Annotated in this window: 15 protein-coding genes and 1 tRNA gene; 12 read left to right on the plus strand and 4 right to left on the minus strand. The window is 71.0% G+C overall.

Annotated elements, in window-relative coordinates:
- The first annotated feature begins 224 nt into the window (after positions 1–224).
- The 5 genes from FDF13_RS09480 to FDF13_RS09500 all read left to right on the plus strand — a co-directional run bounded on the left by FDF13_RS09480 (position 225) and on the right by FDF13_RS09500 (position 4,743).
- Positions 225–719 carry a Dps family protein gene (locus FDF13_RS09480; protein WP_137319429.1) on the plus strand — a complete coding sequence of 165 codons (495 nt, stop codon included), beginning with the start codon at positions 225–227 and terminating at the stop codon, positions 717–719.
- Between the two features lie 291 nt (positions 720–1,010).
- Positions 1,011–2,198 carry an acetyl-CoA C-acetyltransferase gene (locus tag FDF13_RS09485; RefSeq protein WP_137319430.1) on the plus strand — a complete coding sequence of 396 codons (1,188 nt, stop codon included), beginning with the start codon at positions 1,011–1,013 and terminating at the stop codon, positions 2,196–2,198.
- Between the two features lie 58 nt (positions 2,199–2,256).
- Complete coding sequence (locus FDF13_RS09490) at positions 2,257–2,568, plus strand: thiamine-binding protein (protein WP_137319431.1); 312 nt, start codon at positions 2,257–2,259, stop codon at positions 2,566–2,568.
- A gap of 159 nt (positions 2,569–2,727) precedes the next feature.
- On the plus strand, positions 2,728–4,575 hold the full coding sequence (locus FDF13_RS09495; protein ID WP_137319432.1) for a pyruvate kinase: 1,848 nt from the start codon (positions 2,728–2,730) through the stop codon (positions 4,573–4,575).
- A 95-nt stretch (positions 4,576–4,670) separates the two neighbouring features.
- Positions 4,671–4,743 (plus strand) — tRNA-Arg (locus tag FDF13_RS09500).
- A 185-nt stretch (positions 4,744–4,928) separates the two neighbouring features.
- On the opposite strand, the gene FDF13_RS09505 is transcribed toward FDF13_RS09500, so the two are convergent.
- On the minus strand, positions 4,929–5,138 hold the full coding sequence (locus tag FDF13_RS09505; protein WP_137319433.1) for a hypothetical protein: 210 nt from the start codon (positions 5,136–5,138) through the stop codon (positions 4,929–4,931).
- Between the two features lie 215 nt (positions 5,139–5,353).
- Here FDF13_RS09505 and FDF13_RS09510 point away from each other — a divergent pair, with 215 nt between their 5' ends.
- The 5 genes from FDF13_RS09510 to ettA all read left to right on the plus strand — a co-directional run bounded on the left by FDF13_RS09510 (position 5,354) and on the right by ettA (position 11,868).
- A complete protein-coding gene (locus FDF13_RS09510; RefSeq protein WP_254668761.1) occupies positions 5,354–7,066 on the plus strand; it encodes a dynamin family protein in 1,713 nt (570 codons plus the stop codon).
- On the plus strand, positions 7,063–8,646 hold the full coding sequence (locus tag FDF13_RS09515) for a GTPase (RefSeq protein ID WP_137319434.1): 1,584 nt from the start codon (positions 7,063–7,065) through the stop codon (positions 8,644–8,646). Before FDF13_RS09510 ends, FDF13_RS09515 begins: the two co-directional genes overlap by 4 nt.
- Before the next feature lie 136 nt (positions 8,647–8,782).
- Positions 8,783–9,400: a single-stranded DNA-binding protein gene (ssb, locus tag FDF13_RS09520; protein WP_175406938.1), complete on the plus strand. Its 618-nt coding sequence runs from the start codon at positions 8,783–8,785 to the stop codon at positions 9,398–9,400.
- A gap of 77 nt (positions 9,401–9,477) precedes the next feature.
- On the plus strand, positions 9,478–10,119 hold the full coding sequence (locus FDF13_RS09525; protein WP_137319436.1) for a hypothetical protein: 642 nt from the start codon (positions 9,478–9,480) through the stop codon (positions 10,117–10,119).
- 66 nt (positions 10,120–10,185) lie between these two features.
- A complete protein-coding gene (gene ettA, locus FDF13_RS09530; protein ID WP_137319437.1) occupies positions 10,186–11,868 on the plus strand; it encodes an energy-dependent translational throttle protein EttA in 1,683 nt (560 codons plus the stop codon).
- 118 nt (positions 11,869–11,986) lie between these two features.
- Here the strand turns inward: ettA and FDF13_RS09535 are convergent, their stop codons facing one another.
- Positions 11,987–12,868 carry an acyl-CoA thioesterase II gene (locus tag FDF13_RS09535; protein ID WP_137319438.1) on the minus strand — a complete coding sequence of 294 codons (882 nt, stop codon included), beginning with the start codon at positions 12,866–12,868 and terminating at the stop codon, positions 11,987–11,989.
- 242 nt (positions 12,869–13,110) lie between these two features.
- On the opposite strand from FDF13_RS09535, the gene FDF13_RS09540 reads away from it, so the two are divergent.
- Both FDF13_RS09540 and FDF13_RS09545 read left to right on the plus strand, forming a co-directional pair.
- Entirely contained in the window at positions 13,111–13,647 is a 537-nt protein-coding gene (locus tag FDF13_RS09540) for a thioesterase family protein (RefSeq protein ID WP_137319439.1), read from the plus strand.
- A gap of 1 nt (position 13,648) precedes the next feature.
- Positions 13,649–14,347 (plus strand): hypothetical protein, encoded by a 699-nt coding sequence (locus tag FDF13_RS09545; RefSeq protein WP_137319440.1) that lies wholly within the window; start codon positions 13,649–13,651, stop codon positions 14,345–14,347.
- Positions 14,348–14,391: 44 nt separating this feature from the next.
- Here the strand turns inward: FDF13_RS09545 and FDF13_RS09550 are convergent, their stop codons facing one another.
- The gene (locus FDF13_RS09550) at positions 14,392–14,865 is read right to left on the minus strand and encodes a globin (protein ID WP_137319441.1); all 474 of its coding nucleotides are present in this window, start codon (positions 14,863–14,865) and stop codon (positions 14,392–14,394) included.
- A gap of 46 nt (positions 14,866–14,911) precedes the next feature.
- Positions 14,912–15,985 (minus strand): mechanosensitive ion channel family protein, encoded by a 1,074-nt coding sequence (locus FDF13_RS09555; RefSeq protein ID WP_137319442.1) that lies wholly within the window; start codon positions 15,983–15,985, stop codon positions 14,912–14,914.
- Positions 15,986–16,159: the final 174 nt, after the last annotated feature.

The following is a 16,159-nucleotide window of genomic DNA, read 5'->3' on the forward strand; positions in this document are numbered from 1 at the left end:
AGCGGATGTGCCCGATCGGCCACGACCCGGCGGATCGCACCCGGGGCCTGGGCGTCACCGGTGCGGATGCGAGGGATCTCACCCGGGGGCGGGCGGTGCGGGCGGAATACCGGCACCGCGGTCCGTGTTGAACCGATCGAGAGCGCAGACGCCGCCGGCCGCTCGAGTGCCACGGCGGAAGTGCTCACCCCTCCATCCGTCACACGCAGCAGAGGAGAACACCCATGGCTTACACCCTTCCCGGACTCAGCGAGGCCGAAGGCGAGAAGGTCGCCGGCATCCTGCAGGAGCGGCTCGATGCGATGAACGCACTGCACCTCATCCTCAAGCACGCGCACTGGAACGTCGTCGGGCCCGCCTTCGTCGGCGTGCACGAGATGCTCGACCCGCAGGTCGAGCTCGTCCGCGGCTTCGCCGACGAGATCGCCGAGCGGATCGCCGCTCTCGGCAGCAGCCCCAACGGTGTGCCGAGCCGCGTGGCCTGGGATCGCCCGGGCATGAAGTACGAGCTCGACCGGGCCGGCACCCAGGCGCACATCGCCGCGCTCGACGCCGTCTACGACGACGTCAACGCCGCCCACCGCGAGGCCGTCGCCGCGACCGCGGAGATCGATCCGATGAGCGAGGACCTCCTCACCGCCCAGACCCGGGAGCTCGAGCAGTTCCAGTGGTTCCTCCGCGCGCACCTCGACGACGGTGCCGGCAACCTCAAGGGCTGACCGCCCTGGCGGCGCCCGGCCGTCCCACGCTTCCTGCACGCACCCGTTCCGCCGTCACCGGTGGGGCGGGTGCGTGCGGTTCCGGCCTGATCCCGATCGGACACGTGCCGGTCCGCGGGCCGCCTCGGCCGGCGGTTGTGTCGGCCATCACGTCCTCGGATACCCTGGACGGAGCACGGGAGCGCGCCGAAGGGCCGGTGCGCCGCGCGGCCGGCCGGGTGCCGGACGCACCCACCATCATCGCCCGATCGCCGGGGACGCCCCGCCGGTCGGCTGCTCAAGGAGGAGAACATGACCGAAGCCGTCATCGTCGCCGGATCGCGCACCCCGCAGGGGCGGATGTCCGGAGCACTCGGATCGCTCAGCGCCGTCGACCTCGGCGCCGAGGCGATCGGCGGCGCCCTCGACCGCGCGGGCGTGGCACGCGAGGCAGTCGAGTACGTCATCATGGGCCAGGTCCTCCAGGCCGGCTGCGGGCAGGGGCCGGCGCGGCAGGCTGCCGCCCAGGCCGGCATCCCGATGTCCACGCCGGCGATCACCGTCAACAAGCTCTGCCTGTCCGGGCTCAACGCGATCACCCAGGCCGCGATGCTCGTCCGCGCCGGTGAGTACGACCTCGTCGTCGCCGGCGGCCAGGAATCCATGACGAACGCCCCCCACATGCTCGAGAAGTCGCGTGCGGGCTACAAGTACGGCACCATCTCCGTCCGCGACCACATGGACTACGACGGACTGTGGGACGCCTTCACCGACGAGGCGATGGGCGGTCTCACCGAGTCCGCGAACACCGGCGACGGCGAGTTCACCCGCGAGCAGCAGGACGCCTACGCCGCGCAGTCACACCAGCGCGCCGCCGCCGCGTGGCAGGAGGGCCGCTTCGCCGATGAGGTCACCCCGGTCACCATCCGCGGACGCAAGGGCGACACCGTGGTGAGCGAGGACGAGGGCGTGCGCCCGGACACCACGGCCGAATCCCTGGGGAAGCTCCGGCCGGCCTTCCGCAAGGACGGCACGATCACCGCCGGCTCCGCCTCCCAGATCTCGGACGGGGCCGTCGCCGTCGTCGTGGCCTCGCGGGAGAAGGCCGAGGAGCTCGGTCTGCCGATCCTCGCCGTCATCCGCTCGCACGCCTGGACCGCCGGGCCGGACTCGACGCTGCAGCACCAGCCCTCGCAGGCGATCAAGGCCGCCGCGGAGAAGGAGGGCATGAGCCCGGCGGACTTCGATCTCTACGAGATCAACGAGGCGTTCGCGGCGGTGAGCCTGGCGAGCATGAAGGACCTCGGGATCGACGACTCGAAGGTCAATGTCAACGGCGGCGCCGTCGCGCTCGGCCACCCGATCGGCGCCTCGGGCGCCCGTGTCGCACTCCACCTCGCGCTCGAGCTCCAGCGGCGCGGCGGTGGGAAGGGCGTGGCCGCACTGTGCGGCGGCGGTGGCCAGGGCGACGCGCTCGTCCTCGAGGTCCCCGCGACCTGACGCACCCCGCGTACCGACGCACCCCGCGTACCGACGCACTCCGAAGGAAGGATCGATCATGCTCCTCGCATTCTCCGTCGCCCCCTCGGGCGGCGACGACCCCACCGGCTCCGTCCACGACGCCGTCGCCGCGGCCGTCGAGGTCGTGCGGAAGTCCGGTCTGCCCAACCGCACCGACTCGATGTTCACCACCATCGAGGGCGAGTGGGACGAGGTGTTCGCCGTGGTCAAGGAGGCCACCGAGGCCGTCGGGGCGTTCGGCTCGCGCGTCTCGCTCGTCATCAAGGCCGACATCCGGCCGGGGTACACCGGTGAGCTCACCGGCAAGCTCGATCGGCTGGAGAAGGCGCTCGACGAGCGCGCCGACTGAACCGACGCGCGCTCGCGCCGAATCGCCGTGCACGCGCCGGGCCGTTGTGGACGGGGCGGAGCAGGGGGACGTCTCCTGCTCCGCCCCGTCCGCGCGCATGCGCCGTTCACCTCCCGTTGACCTCGGAGCACTACGCTCCCGTGCTGGAGGTGCTGCCGCATGACCACTGACCACACGATCCCCGCTGCACAGCGCGTCGAATCCCTCATCACCGAGGTCGCCGAGGTGCGCGCCGCTGTGCTCGCCGCAGAGGTGCGCAGCACGGAGCTCATCGCCCGCGTGCGCGACCAGCACCGGGAGTCCGCGCGGAACCTCGTGCACTACGTCGCCCTGCGGGCGCTCGACATCCGCGGGCTCCAGGACCGGCTCGCCGAGGTCGGGGTGTCCTCGCTCGGCCGGATGGAGGCCGGGGTGCTCGGACACCTCGACGTGGTCCTCACCGCGCTGCGCGCCCAGCTCGGACAGGCTCCGGACCCGGATCCGCAGGCGCTCACCCCGGTGGCCGGCCGGGAGATCCTGGCGCGTGACACCGCGCGGCTCCTCGGCCCGGAACCGGCCGATCGCCGGACCCGCATCATGGTGACGATGCCCACCGAGTCGGCCCACGACGGCGACCTCGTCGCGGCGATGGCCGCCGCCGGGATGGACCTCGCGCGGATCAACTGCGCACATGACGACGAGGACACGTGGACCGCGATGATCGCAGCGATCCGCGCCCAGCGCGGTCCCGGTCGCACATCCCCTCCGCTCATCGCGATGGACCTCGCCGGTCCGAAGCTCCGCACCGGTCCGCTCCTGCCCGGGCCGCCCGTCCTCAAGATCCGCCCGGAGCGCGACGTCTCCGGACGGGTCGTCGAGCGCTCTCTCGTGTGGTTGGGGAGGGTCGACGACCAGGCGGCCCGCGGCATCGAGGGCGCTCTCGACGCCGAGGCGCTGCCGCTCGCCGGGGACGCGGGAGCGATCACCGAGGCGCTGTCCCGCCTCGACGAGGGCGATGAGGTCCGTCTCACCGACGCCCGGGATTCGCACCGTCGGCTGCGCATCGAGGCCCGCGGCTCGGCCGGGATCCTGCTGTCGGCGGACAAGACGATCTACTGGATGACCGGGACCGAGGTGCACGCGCTCGACGCCGTCCTCACCGTCGGCCCGCTGCCCGGTGTCGAGCAGAGTATGCGAGTGCACCTCGACGACACCATCGTGCTCACCCGCTCGATGGAGCCGCGCCCCGCAGTCACCGACCCGCCCTTCGTCATCGGCTGCTCGCTGCCGGAGGTGTTCGACGACGCGGCGATCGGCGACGAGGTGTGGATCGACGACGGCCGGATCGGCGCCGTCGTTACCGCCGGGGGTACCGACGCGCTCGAGCTGCGGGTGACGAGCGCGGGTCCGCGCGGGGCGAAGCTCAAGGCGGAGAAGGGCATCAACCTGCCGGACACGACGATCGGCATCCCGGCGCTGACGGATGCCGACCGCTCCCACATCCCGTTCGTCGCCGCGCATGCGGACATGGTCAACCTGTCCTTCGTCCGCTCCGCCGCCGACGTCGCCCAGCTCATCGACGCGCTCGCCGCGGAACAGGCCGAGGACGTCGACATCACGCTCAAGATCGAGACCGTCGCGGCGTTCGAGGAGCTGCCGCGGATGCTGCTCGAGGCGATGCGCTGGCAGGACGTGGGGGTGATGATCGCCCGCGGCGACCTCGCGGTCGAGGCCGGGTTCGAGCGGATGGCCGAGCTCCAGGAGGAGATCCTGTGGCTGTGCGAGGCCGCGCACGTCCCGGTGATCTGGGCGACCCAGGTGCTCGAGAGCCTCGCGAAGTCCGGGCTGCCGTCGCGCGCTGAGATCACCGACGCGGCGATGGCGCAACGCGCCGAGTGCGTCATGCTCAACAAGGGCCCCTACATCGAAGAGGCGATCGAGGCGCTGTCGGACATCCTGTCGCGGATGGGCGAGCACACGAGCAAGAAGCGCGACATGCTCCGGCAGCTCGAGTCGTGGTCGCTGTGAGGTCGTCGTCGCCGTGAGGTCCCGGCCGCTGTGAGGCCGTGCCCGGCGGGGAAGGGCCGTGTAGTAGCCTGAGTGGCGCCGCTCCGTGCGGCCCGGCCCCCATAGCTCAATGGATAGAGCAACGGCCTTCTAATCCGTAGGTTGCAGGTTCGAATCCTGCTGGGGGCGCAGCATCGGGATCACGGCGCTCGACCACGGTCGGCCCGGATCGAGCAGCGGCGCTCGAGCATCGGCCCTCGAACACGCCGCGAGAACCGTCCCGCGCATGGCCCGAGCCCGCGGATTCTCCGTTGAATCCGCGGGCTCGGGCCATGTCTGTGCATCAAGCCCGGGAAGCGGCCCCGGGTGTCTTCTCAGGCGAGGTACGGGCTGGCGGGCTTGCCCCAGAACGCGAGCCGCTCACTCATCGCGAGGCCGATCCCGGCGAGCGCGGCGAGCAGTGCGAACGCCTGGATGAAGAAGGCGACATCGACGAAGAGGACGCTGACCCCGCCGAACACGACGAGCAGGAGGGCGAGGAAGGACATGGCCGCAGCGGCCTGGAAGAAACGCGATCCCGTCATCGGAATCAACCCCTTTCGGTGTGGTGCTTGAACACTACGCTCGAACGATCGTTCTGCACCTGGGAGTTCGCTGGAAATTGTGACCCACGCCACATTCGCGGCGCCGACCGGATGCGCGTGACGCGGCGGGCGGAATCCGCTCGAGAACGCGCGAATCGGCGCGGTGGTCGGCGTGGTGAGTGGTGACGTGCGGCGAAAACCGACAGAGTGGAGCCGTGACTACCCGATCGAATCTCCATGCCCTCGCGCCCGGGGTGGCGCCGGCGCTCTCCGACCTGGTCAGACGGGTCCGGGAGTCGCGGTTCCCCCTGCAGACAGCGGACGCGCAGGACGGTCGTGCACTGCAGCGGGACATCGACGACCAGCTCACCGACTACCTGCTCCCGCGGGTGTCGGACACCGACGCGCCGCTCCTCGTCGTCGTCGGCGGCTCCACGGGTGCCGGCAAGTCGACCTTGGTGAATTCGATCATCGGTTCCGAGGTGTCCAACCCGGGCGTGCTGCGCCCGACGACCCGCTGGCCGGTCCTCGTCCACAATCCCGAGGACCGCGAGTACTTCACCTCCGACCGCATCCTCCCCACTCTCCGACGCGTCGTGCGGGCCGAGACCGACCTCGAGCAGCCGCAGGTGCGCCTCGTCGCGCACGAGGGCGTGCCGCGCGGTCTCGCGCTCCTCGACTCCCCGGACATCGACTCCGTGCTCGAATCCAACCGCACGCTCGCCCGCCAGCTGCTCGCCGCGGCGGACCTGTGGCTGTTCGTCACCACCGCCGCCCGCTACGCCGACGCCGTGCCGTGGGAGCTCCTCAAGACCTCGGTCGAGCGCGGCACGACGGTGGCGATGGTGCTCGACCGGGTCCCTCCGCAGGCCAACCGTGAGGTGCGCCACCACCTGTCCGGGCTCCTCTCCGACTCCGGGCTCGGCTCCGCGCCGATCTTCACCATCCCCGAGCTCGAGCTCACCGACGGCCTGCTGCCCGACGCCGCGGTGTTCCCGGTGCGCTCGTGGATCCTCAATCTCGGGATGAATGCGACCGCCCGCGACCGGGTGATCTCCCGCACGCTCACGGGTGCGCTCGCCGCCGTCCCGGCCAAGGTCCGCGAGCTCGCCGACATCGTGTCCGGCCAGGAGGACGCGCACCAGCGTCTGCACGCCGTGGTCGACGAGGAGTTCGGCCGCAGCGCCGCCGATCTCGCCGAGTCCCTCGCCGACGGCCGGGTGCTGCGCGGCGAGGTGCTGGCCCGCTGGCAGGACTTCGTCGGCACCGGCCAGTTCTTCCGCGGCCTCGAGCCCACCGTCGCGCGCGTGCGCGACCGCATCACCGCAGCCGTGACCGGCAAGCGCGACGCCGCCGAGTCGCTCGAGCAGGCCATCGAGAGCAGCGTGGCTCTCCTCATCCGGGAGCAGACGGTGCGTGCCGTCGCGGAGACCGCCGAACGCTGGCAGGCCTACCCCGAGGGCGCCGCGCTCGTCGACGAGCGTCCTGCCATGGCCACGCTGCCCCCGCAGTTCGATGCCGAGGTCGGCCGGATGGTCGCCGACTGGTCCTCCGGCGTCAACGACCTCGTGCGCGAGGTCGGCCAGAGCAAGCGGGCCAAGGCCCGGATCCTGTCCTTCGGCGTCAACGGCGTCGGCGCCGTCCTCATGCTCGCCGTGTTCGCGGGCACCGGGGGACTCACCGGTGCCGAGGCCGGCATCGCCGGGGGCACCGCCGTGGTCGCGGGCAAGCTGCTCGACACGATCTTCGGCGACCAGGTGACCCGCGACCTCGCGCAGACCGCTCGCGAGCAGCTCGTCGAACGGGCGAGGGCGGTGCTCGAACGGCACCGTGCTCCCTTCGATCAGGCGCTCGCCGACACCGAGGTGCCGCCCCGGCAGGCCGGGGTGCTGCGTGGAGCCGGAGACCGATTGGAGGAGACCCTTTGAGCCAGCAGACCCACGAGGCCATCAGCCGGCTGGCCGCCGGCATCCGCCGCGCCCTCGACCTCGAGGAGGGCCGTCTCGATCGCACCACCGTCGCGCGCGCCGGAGAGCTCCTGGAGAAGACCGACGCCCGGATGAACCTCGGCGAGGACTTCACCGTCGTCGCGTTCGCCGGTTCGACCGGCTCGGGCAAGTCCTCTCTGTTCAACGCGGTGGCCGGGCTCGAGATCGCGCAGGTCGGCGTGCGACGGCCCACGACCTCGCTGCCGACGGCCTGCGTCTGGGGAGAGGGCGGCGAAGAGCTCCTGTCTTGGCTCGGGGTGCCCGTCGACAACCGGACCTGGCGCGAGAGCGCACTCGACGGTGATGACGAGGAATCGCTCCACGGACTCATCCTCCTCGACCTGCCCGACCACGACTCCACCGCTGCCGAGCACCGGATCGAATCCGATCGCCTCGTCGGCCTCGTCGATGTCGTGTTCTGGGTCGTCGACCCGCAGAAGTACGCGGATTTCTCCCTCCACTCGCACTACCTCTCCCAGTTCGCCGAGCACACGACGAACATGGTCGTCGTGCTCAACCAGATCGACACGCTGACCACGGCCGAGCGCGAGGCCTGCCATGACCACCTGCGGCAGCTGCTCTCCCAGGACGGTCTCGACGGGGCCCGGATCCAGCTCGCCTCGGCCGTCACCAGAGAAGGCGTCCCGCAGCTGCGTGACACCCTGACGCAGACGGTGTCGGCGAAGGAGGCCGCCTCGGAGAGGCTGCTCGCCGATATGCGTTCGCTCGCCGCCCAGATGCGCTCCGAGCTCGGCGAGCCGCTGTCCGACCCGACGCGCCTGCCGGGTGCGGACCGCCTCGTCGACACGATGGTCGACGCCGCCGGCGTCGAAGCCGTCGCGCAGACCGTGCGCGACGACTACCAGCGGCGCGCCTATCGGAAGACCGGCTACCCGCCTCTCGCGCTCGCCCAGCGCGGGCAGGCCGACCCACTCGGCGCCAAGCACGGTGGGGACCGCGACGACCTCATCCGTGCCGCCGTCCCGGAGACCACCCGCACGCAGAGCGCGCGGGTCAACCTCGCCGCGCACGAACTCGTCGCCGAGGCGGTGCGCTCGCTCCCGCTGCAGTGGCGCCACGCGGTCTCCCACGCGGAGAAGCAGAGCACGGCGGAGCTGACCCACACCCTCGACTCCGCGGTCACCGCTGTCGACATCGAGCGGCGGACCCCGGGGTGGTGGGGAGTCGCCGGCTTCTTCCAGATCCTGTTCTTCCTCGCGACCGTGATCGGCGCGCTGTGGCTCGTGGCGCAGCTCGTGCTCATGTTCGCCGGCGTCCTCGTCGACGGATCCCCTTGGCTGTGGATCGTCCCCGGAGCGCTGCTCGGGATCGGGATCATCGGCTCGATCGTCACCTCGGTCACCGCCGCCTCGGCCCGTGCCAAGGGTGCCCGCGAGGCCGGTGCCGAGGTCGATGAGCGCCTGCGTGAGGCGGTGCAGCGCGCCGCGGCGGGTTCCTACCTCGAACCGATCACCGCGATCCTCGGAGAGCACAAGGCGGTCTACGACGGTCTGCGCTGACTGAGGACAGTGCGCCGTCCTCGGTGACCGCGGCCTGTGGAGGAGCGCTCGCTCCTCCACAGGCCGAACTCGTCCCTGGTGCACGAGGCACGCCGGGGCGAGCGTGGACTCACCTCCACTCGAAAGGACGAGAACGGTGAAGACCACGAATCATCTCATCGGCACCATCGGCAGCGACCCCCGCACGGGCACCCTCACCGACGGCCGGCCCTACGTCGGCTTCCGGCTGGCCGTGAACCACGACTATTTTAACTCCGAGACCGGCGCCTACGAATCGGGCGACACGAGCTGGTACGACGTCGCCGCCTACGGCGCGATCGCCCAGGCGTGCGCCTGCTCCCTGTCGAAGGGCGACCCCGTCATCGTCGTCGGACGACTCCGGGTGCGCGACTGGACGTCGGGGGAGAGGTCGGGCACCGCGGTGGAGATCATCGCCGATGCCATCGGCCACAATCTGCGCTTCGGCACCGGGTCCTTCAGCCGCCGCAGCTCCCGGCGTCGGTCCTCCGGCGGTGAGGATCCGGCCTCGGACTCCGGATCCGACACCGAGTGGGGTGGGCTGTCCCAGCGCCCGCCGGCCGGCCCGGTTCCGTGGGAATCCGAACACGCCCAGGCAGACGGGGCGCCGCCGGAGCATGCCGCAGACCTCGCTCCGGTCGGCACGGGGGACCGAGCAGCCGCCCCCGGGGATCCCGAACCGGCCCTCGTCGGTGCGGAGCCCGGATCCTCGACGGATGAGGACGCGCCGTTCTGAGTCTCCCGGGACCGGCGCGGGCTCGCCGAGGCGCTACAGTGGTGCAGGCGAGTCGGTGCCGGTTGCGAAGGAGATCCATGACGTTCCACGCGCGTGCGGCAGTGCCAGTTCTGCTGCTCTCGTCCCTGGCCCTGACCGGGTGCTCCCTGTTCCAGCAGCCCGTCGGACCCGGACCGGTGCAGCCGACCGAGGAGCCCGCCGTCGTCGACGAGGTCATCGCCGCGCTCGAACCGCTGACCGGTGACGAGGAGCCGCTGCCGAACTCGCAGGAGCTCTTCGACACCCTCATCGAGGCGGGATACGACGCCGAGGACATCGAGACGACGCTCGACGAGTCGCCGCTCGGCAACGAGGTGCCGGCGAAGATGTTCGGCGTGCGCGTCGAGGACGGCTGCGTCGTCGGGGAGATCCGCGGGGGAGCGGCCACCGCCCGGCTCATGCCGCCCAGCGAGTCCGTCGACACCTGCCTGTTCGGCGCTGTCGAACGACCCGAGGGCGTCGATGCGCCCTCCGGTGAGGAGCGCGGCGAGGACGACTCCGACAACGGCGCCGGGCACATCCCGGGCGAGGAGATCAACCGCCCGCGCGAGGAGGCCACGGAATCGCCCACCGAGGATTCCGGCGGCTCGGGCACCGACGGCGGCACCGGGGGCTCCGGCGGCGGGAGCGGCACCGACGGCGGCTCCGGGGACGGACCTCCGGAGCTCGGCGGCAACTGACGCCGCGGGTGCATGCGCCGCGCCTGATTCGCCGCCGCTGTGCCGAGCCGATAGCCTGGTGTCACTATGGCCGAATTCATTTACACCATGCACAAGGCGCGCAAGGCGCACGGTGACAAAGTCATCCTCGACGACGTGTCGATGTCGTTCTACCCCGGAGCGAAGATCGGCATGGTCGGGCCCAACGGCGCCGGCAAGTCGACGATCCTCAAGATCATGGCCGGGATCGACCAGCCCTCGAACGGCGAAGCTCGGCTGAGTCCCGGGTACACGGTCGGCATCCTCCTCCAGGAGCCGCCGCTCAACGAGGAGAAGACCGTCCTCGGCAACGTCGAGGAGGGTGTCGGCGAGATCAAGGGCAAGGTCGACCGCTACAACGAGATCTCCGCCCTCATGGCCGACCCGGACGCCGATTTCGACGCGCTCATGGAGGAGATGGGCAAGCTCCAGGAGGCCATCGACGCCGCCGACGCCTGGGACCTCGATTCCCAGCTCGAACAGGCGATGGACGCCCTGCGCTGTCCTCCGCCGGATGCCGACGTCTCCGTCCTCTCCGGCGGTGAGCGCCGCCGGGTGGCGCTGTGCAAGCTGCTCCTCGAGAAGCCCGACCTGCTCCTCCTCGACGAGCCCACCAACCACCTCGATGCGGAATCGGTGCTGTGGCTCGAGCAGCACCTCGCCTCGTACCCCGGCGCCGTCATCGCCGTGACCCACGATCGGTACTTCCTCGATCACGTCGCGCAGTGGATCGCCGAGGTCGACCGCGGTCACCTGTACCCCTACGAGGGCAACTATTCGACCTACCTCGAGAAGAAGGCCGAGCGCCTCAAGGTCCAGGGCAAGAAGGACCAGAAGCTCCAGAAGCGCCTCAAGGAGGAGCTCGAGTGGGTGCGCTCGAACGCGAAGGCCCGTCAGACCAAGTCGAAGGCGCGCCTGGCCCGCTACGAGGAGATGGCCGCGGAGGCGGAGAAGACCCGCAAGCTCGACTTCGAGGAGATCCAGATCCCGCCGGGTCCGCGCCTGGGCGACATCGTCATCGAGGCCGAGGACATCGTCAAGGGCTTCGACGGCCGCACGCTCATCGACGGACTGTCGTTCTCGCTGCCGCGCAACGGCATCGTCGGCGTCATCGGCCCCAACGGCGTCGGCAAGACCACGCTGTTCAAGACCATCGTCGGACTCGAGGAGATCGACGGGGGCGACCTCAAGATCGGCGACACCGTGAGGATCTCCTACGTCGACCAGTCCCGCGGCGGCATCGACCCGGACAAGAGCCTGTGGGAGGTCGTGTCCGACGGGCTCGACTTCATCCAGGTCGGTGCGGTCGAGATGCCGTCTCGCGCCTACGTGTCCGCGTTCGGCTTCAAGGGCCCGGACCAGCAGAAGAAGGCCGGCGTGCTGTCCGGCGGTGAGCGCAACCGCCTCAACCTCGCGCTCACGCTCAAGCAGGGCGGTAACCTGCTCCTGCTCGACGAGCCGACCAACGACCTCGACGTCGAGACCCTCGGCTCGCTCGAGAACGCTCTCCTCGAGTTCCCGGGCTGCGCCGTGGTCGTGTCCCACGACCGGTGGTTCCTCGACCGCGTCGCCACCCACATCCTGGCCTGGGAGGGTACGGAGGAGAACCCGTCGAGCTGGTACTGGTTCGAGGGCAATTTCGAGTCCTACGAGAAGAACAAGGTCGAGCGCCTCGGCGAGGAGGCGGCCCGGCCGCACCGCGTCACCCACCGTCGCCTGACCCGCGACTGACCACCTCGGTGGTGCACTGCAGCGCCCCTGGGAGCCTTATGGATCCCGGGGGCGCTGCCGTGCTGTGACCTGTCGATTCCTTGCGGTTCGACGGTCAGGAACCTTCGAGGATCGACGGTCAGCGCTTGACGCGCATCATGCCCTGCTGCGCGACCGTGGCGAGGAGCTGCCCGTCGCGGGCGAAGATCCGGCCGGCACCGAGCGCGCGTCCCCCCTCGGCCGACGGGGAGTTCTGGGAATAGAGCATCCACTCGTCCACGCGGATCGGACGGTGCCACCACATCGCGTGGTCGAGGCTCGCGAGCCGCAGGCCCGGCTCCTGCCAGGCGAGCCCGTGACGTCGCATCGCGGGCTCGAGGAGATTGAAGTCGCTCGCATACGCCAGGGCGGCGGCATTGAGGAGCGGGTCGGCCGGGAACTCGGCCGAGGCGCGGATCCACACGTGCTGGTGCGAGACCTCGTCGCCCTGATGCGCGAGGTAGAGGGACGGCTCGACCGGGCGCACATCGAACGGTCGCTTGACCAGCCATTCCTGCACATGCGGGAGGTCGACCGAGCCGACGAGGTCCTTGATCTGCGGGCAGTCCTCGGGATCGGGCATCCCGGCGGGGAAGTCGTCCCCGTGGTCGTATCCCTCCTGCACGAGCTGGAAGGACGACATCACCGACATGATCGGCTGCCCGTCCTGGTATGCGTGGACCCGGCGGGCCGAGAACGAGCCGCCGTCGCGCAGGTTCTCCACCCCGAACACGATCGGCCGGGTGGCGTCGCCGGTGCGGAGGAAGTACCCGTGGAGGGAATGGATCGGGCGGTCGTCCGCGACAGTGAGACCGCCGGCCATGACGCACTGGGCGAGCACCTGGCCGCCGAACACCCGGCCGTCGGGCTTGAACTGGCTCTGCCCCTCGAAGAACTCCGTCTCCCGGCTCTCGTGGATCGGGTCGGTCGGGGAGAGCTGCAGGACGCCTCGCAGTGCGGCGACGTTCTCGGAATGATTCATTGTGCTCCAGGGGGCTCGGGGCGGTCCGCGGCGGTGCGGGTGCGGGCCGCCCATGACGGGTGGTGTGGACGACGCGGGAGCCGTCCTGCAACGCAGATCACATCGAGTCTAATCGCGCCGTCGGCGCGTGGTGCGCGAGGGTCCCGACTCCGGACCGCACCGCTGCCCGCCGGAGTCGGTGCCGAGAGGACAGCGGTGCGGTGACGGCCGTGTCGTCGGTGCGCGGCTGGCACAATGGGGGAATGGACTCCACGCTCACCGACCCCCTGCTGCGCGGCCCCTTCACCCGGGTGCTCATCGAGCTGCGCTGGGGAGACCTCGACGCCTACGGGCACATCAACAACGTCGCCCAGTTCCGCATCCTCGAGGAGGCCCGCGTGCGCGCGTTCGGCTCGCCCACGGCGAACCGGGACGCCGCCGCACCGGCCGCCCCCGGAGTCTCCGGGGTCATCCTGGGGCCGGGCATCCCGCCGGTGTTCGGCGACGCCTCGGGCGACACCGACATCCTCGTCTTCTCCCACCGCATCGAGTACCGCGAGCCGATCCCGTACCGGACCGGCTCGATCGCGGTCGACACGGTGATCTCCGCCGTCGGCCCCGCCACCGTCGATGTCGGCTATGTCATCGCCGAACCCGACGGCTCGCGCGCCTACACCGTGGCGGAATCGGTCATCGCGATGGTCGACGCCGACACCGGCCGTGCGCGCCGGCTCACGGAGTCCGAGACCGTGCAGCTGCGCGCCGTCGTCGGCGACCGCGTGCCGCTGCGCAGGCGCTGAGATGCCGGATCTCCGACTCACCGATGCCCGCGACCTGCGCGATTGGGAGGTATTCACGCAGCGCGCTCAGCGCCTCGATCCGGACGGCGCGATGCGCCTCACCGTGCACGGGGCGCGCCTCGTGCTCACGGTCTCCCCGCTGTACCCGCACGGCCTCGGCGACACCACGCCCCTGACGCTCGGGATGCGGATCGTGCCCCTGCCCGCATCCGACCTCGACGGGCTCGATGCCGTGGTGCCGCTCGCCGCGCTCACCGACCGGTTCGCCCGAGCCCGGGCACAGGGCCTGCTCCACGTGCCGGTGCCGCCGCAGGAGGTGCACGCCGCGTGGGCGGGGATCGCTCCGCCGCGCGGACCGTGGGAGCCGCTCGGGTCGCTCGACGCCGGGATCGTCGTGCGCGCGGCCGAGGCCGGCATCGCCGAGGTCGCCGCCGGCAGTCCGGAGGCCGCGGGTGGGCCCGCGGTGAGCGCACTGCGCCGACGCGTGTGGTCGCGGTCGCTCCACGAGGCGGCCGGCACGGCGGCATCGGGACCGGTGCCCGGGGAGCGCCCCACGGTCGACCCCGATTCCGGGGCGGCGTTCGCGCTCCACGGGCTCGGATTCCTGGTCGAGGGAGCGCCGGTCGAGGTGCGCGGCTGCGGGACGTGGCTGCGGCTGTCCACCCCGGTCGGGCACGTGCTCACCCGTCATCGCGGGTGAGGCCGCCCCTCGCGGCGCGCCCGCCCGTCGGCGGGGTCGCCGGCTCAACGGTCCTGCGGACCTCCAGGGCCGGGACCCGAGGCCGGGCAGGTGCCGGTGGCCGGCTCGTCGTGTTCGGCCGGCGTGTTGAGCATCGCGGTCGCCGCGCGCTGGAAGTAGTCCCACATCATCGCGTCGTACATCGGCGGCAGGGCGATCGTGTCCATCGCGGTGCGCATGTGGCGCAGCCAGTGGTCGCGGGCCTTGGGGGTCACCGGGAACGGGAAGTGGCGCATCCGCAGCCGCGGATGGCCGCGCTCCTCCTGGTACGTCGTCGGCCCGCCGAAATACTGCTCGAGGAAGGTCTGCAGGCGGTGCTTGGCGCCGGTGAGCTCATGACCTTCCGGGTACATCGCGATGAGGTACTCGTCGGCCGCGACCTCCGCGTAGAAGGTGTCCACGAGTGCGGTGAAGGTCGCATGCCCGCCGATCATGGCGAAGAAGCTGTCCGGTCGCTGCAGCGACACGTGGTCGATCATCGGGGCCCTTCCGGTCGTCGACGTCCCTCGGTGCGGGGACGTCCGCTCAGCCTATCGGCTTCGTCGAGCCGCCATCGGCGACGCCCGAGCCGGTCGTGCTCTTCCTCGTCGTCCCCGTGCCGCCGTCCCCGGACTCGGTCTCCGCATCGGGGTCCTTGTGGGCATGGGCGGGGTCGGGCAGGGTGCGCAGCACCGTCTGCTGCGGCAGCGGGATGCGCAGGCCGCGGCGGTCGAGCTGATTCTTGATCTCCCCGCGGAAGGCGCGTGCGACGGCCCACTGCTCGTTCGGCTCGGTCTTGATCACCGTCCGGATGGTCATCGACTCCCCGCTGATCGCCTCGACACCCCAGATCTCGGGATCCTCGAGGATCGCCTCGGCGATCTTGGGATTGCGCCGCAGGGCGGCGACGGCGTCGGCGATGACCGCATCGATCGTCGCGCGGTCCGAGCTGTAGGGCAGCGGGATGTCCATCACCGCGCGCGCCCAGCCCTGCGACTGATTGCCCACGCGCAGGATCTCGCCGTTGCGCACGTGCCACAGGGTGCCGTCGACCCCGCGCACCCGGGTGGTGCGCAGCCCGACCTCCTCGACGATGCCGATCGCCTCACCGAGGTCCACCGAGTCGCCGATCCCGTACTGGTCCTCGACGACGATGAAGAATCCGGACAGGTAGTCCTTGACGAGGGTCTGCGCGCCGAAGCCGATCGCGACACCGGCGATACCGGCAGAGGCGAGCACCGGGCCCAGGTTGAAGCCGAGCTCGGTGAGCACCATGAGGACTGCGAGCACACTGATGAGGATCGTCGCGATCGACGACAGCATCGACCCGACGGTCTTGGCGCGCTGGGCGCGCCGCGCCCGGACCGAGGGGTCCTGCTCGGCGGGCCTCTCCCCGGCGGGGAACCGCTTCTTCTCCGTCGCCGCGGTCGAGCCGTCGGCGATCGACTGGGCGAACCGGCGGATGAGCTTGCGCACGACGACGTTGAGGATGATCGCCACGACGACGATGACGAGGATGCGCAGCGGGGTGCCGAGGAAGAACGCCCAGTAGTCGAATTCGGTGGTCTTGTCGACGGTGTCCGTGACGGCGTCGCGGACCTGTTCAGCTGGAGTCTGCATAACGTGCACCCACTCTAGGGACGGTCTCTGAGTATCAGCGGCACGCGGTCCGCGGTGTCTGAGGACGCGCTGGGTCCGGGTCCCGGCCGTGCGTCCTGACCAGGCCGTACGGCCGGTCGCAGGTCGGACTGCGCGGGTCCGTCGTGAGCGATCTCACCCCGGGCGTCGGCCGCC

Source organism: Brevibacterium sp. CS2 (genome assembly GCF_005280295.1).
GTDB lineage: Bacteria > Actinomycetota > Actinomycetes > Actinomycetales > Brevibacteriaceae > Brevibacterium > Brevibacterium pityocampae.

What these genes read in the sequence shown, in the direction of transcription:
- FDF13_RS09480 (WP_137319429.1), top strand. Translation starts at nt 225, where the DNA reads ATGGCTTACACCCTTCCCGGACTCAGCGAGGCCGAAGGCGAGAAGGTC.
- FDF13_RS09485 (WP_137319430.1), top strand. Translation starts at nt 1,011, where the DNA reads ATGACCGAAGCCGTCATCGTCGCCGGATCGCGCACCCCGCAGGGGCGG.
- FDF13_RS09490 (WP_137319431.1), top strand. Translation starts at nt 2,257, where the DNA reads ATGCTCCTCGCATTCTCCGTCGCCCCCTCGGGCGGCGACGACCCCACC.
- FDF13_RS09495 (WP_137319432.1), top strand. Translation starts at nt 2,728, where the DNA reads ATGACCACTGACCACACGATCCCCGCTGCACAGCGCGTCGAATCCCTC.
- FDF13_RS09505 (WP_137319433.1), bottom strand. Translation starts at nt 5,138, where the DNA reads ATGACGGGATCGCGTTTCTTCCAGGCCGCTGCGGCCATGTCCTTCCTC.
- FDF13_RS09525 (WP_137319436.1), top strand. Translation starts at nt 9,478, where the DNA reads ATGACGTTCCACGCGCGTGCGGCAGTGCCAGTTCTGCTGCTCTCGTCC.
- ettA (WP_137319437.1), top strand. Translation starts at nt 10,186, where the DNA reads ATGGCCGAATTCATTTACACCATGCACAAGGCGCGCAAGGCGCACGGT.
- FDF13_RS09535 (WP_137319438.1), bottom strand. Translation starts at nt 12,868, where the DNA reads ATGAATCATTCCGAGAACGTCGCCGCACTGCGAGGCGTCCTGCAGCTC.
- FDF13_RS09540 (WP_137319439.1), top strand. Translation starts at nt 13,111, where the DNA reads ATGGACTCCACGCTCACCGACCCCCTGCTGCGCGGCCCCTTCACCCGG.
- FDF13_RS09545 (WP_137319440.1), top strand. Translation starts at nt 13,649, where the DNA reads ATGCCGGATCTCCGACTCACCGATGCCCGCGACCTGCGCGATTGGGAG.
- FDF13_RS09550 (WP_137319441.1), bottom strand. Translation starts at nt 14,865, where the DNA reads ATGATCGACCACGTGTCGCTGCAGCGACCGGACAGCTTCTTCGCCATG.
- FDF13_RS09555 (WP_137319442.1), bottom strand. Translation starts at nt 15,985, where the DNA reads ATGCAGACTCCAGCTGAACAGGTCCGCGACGCCGTCACGGACACCGTC.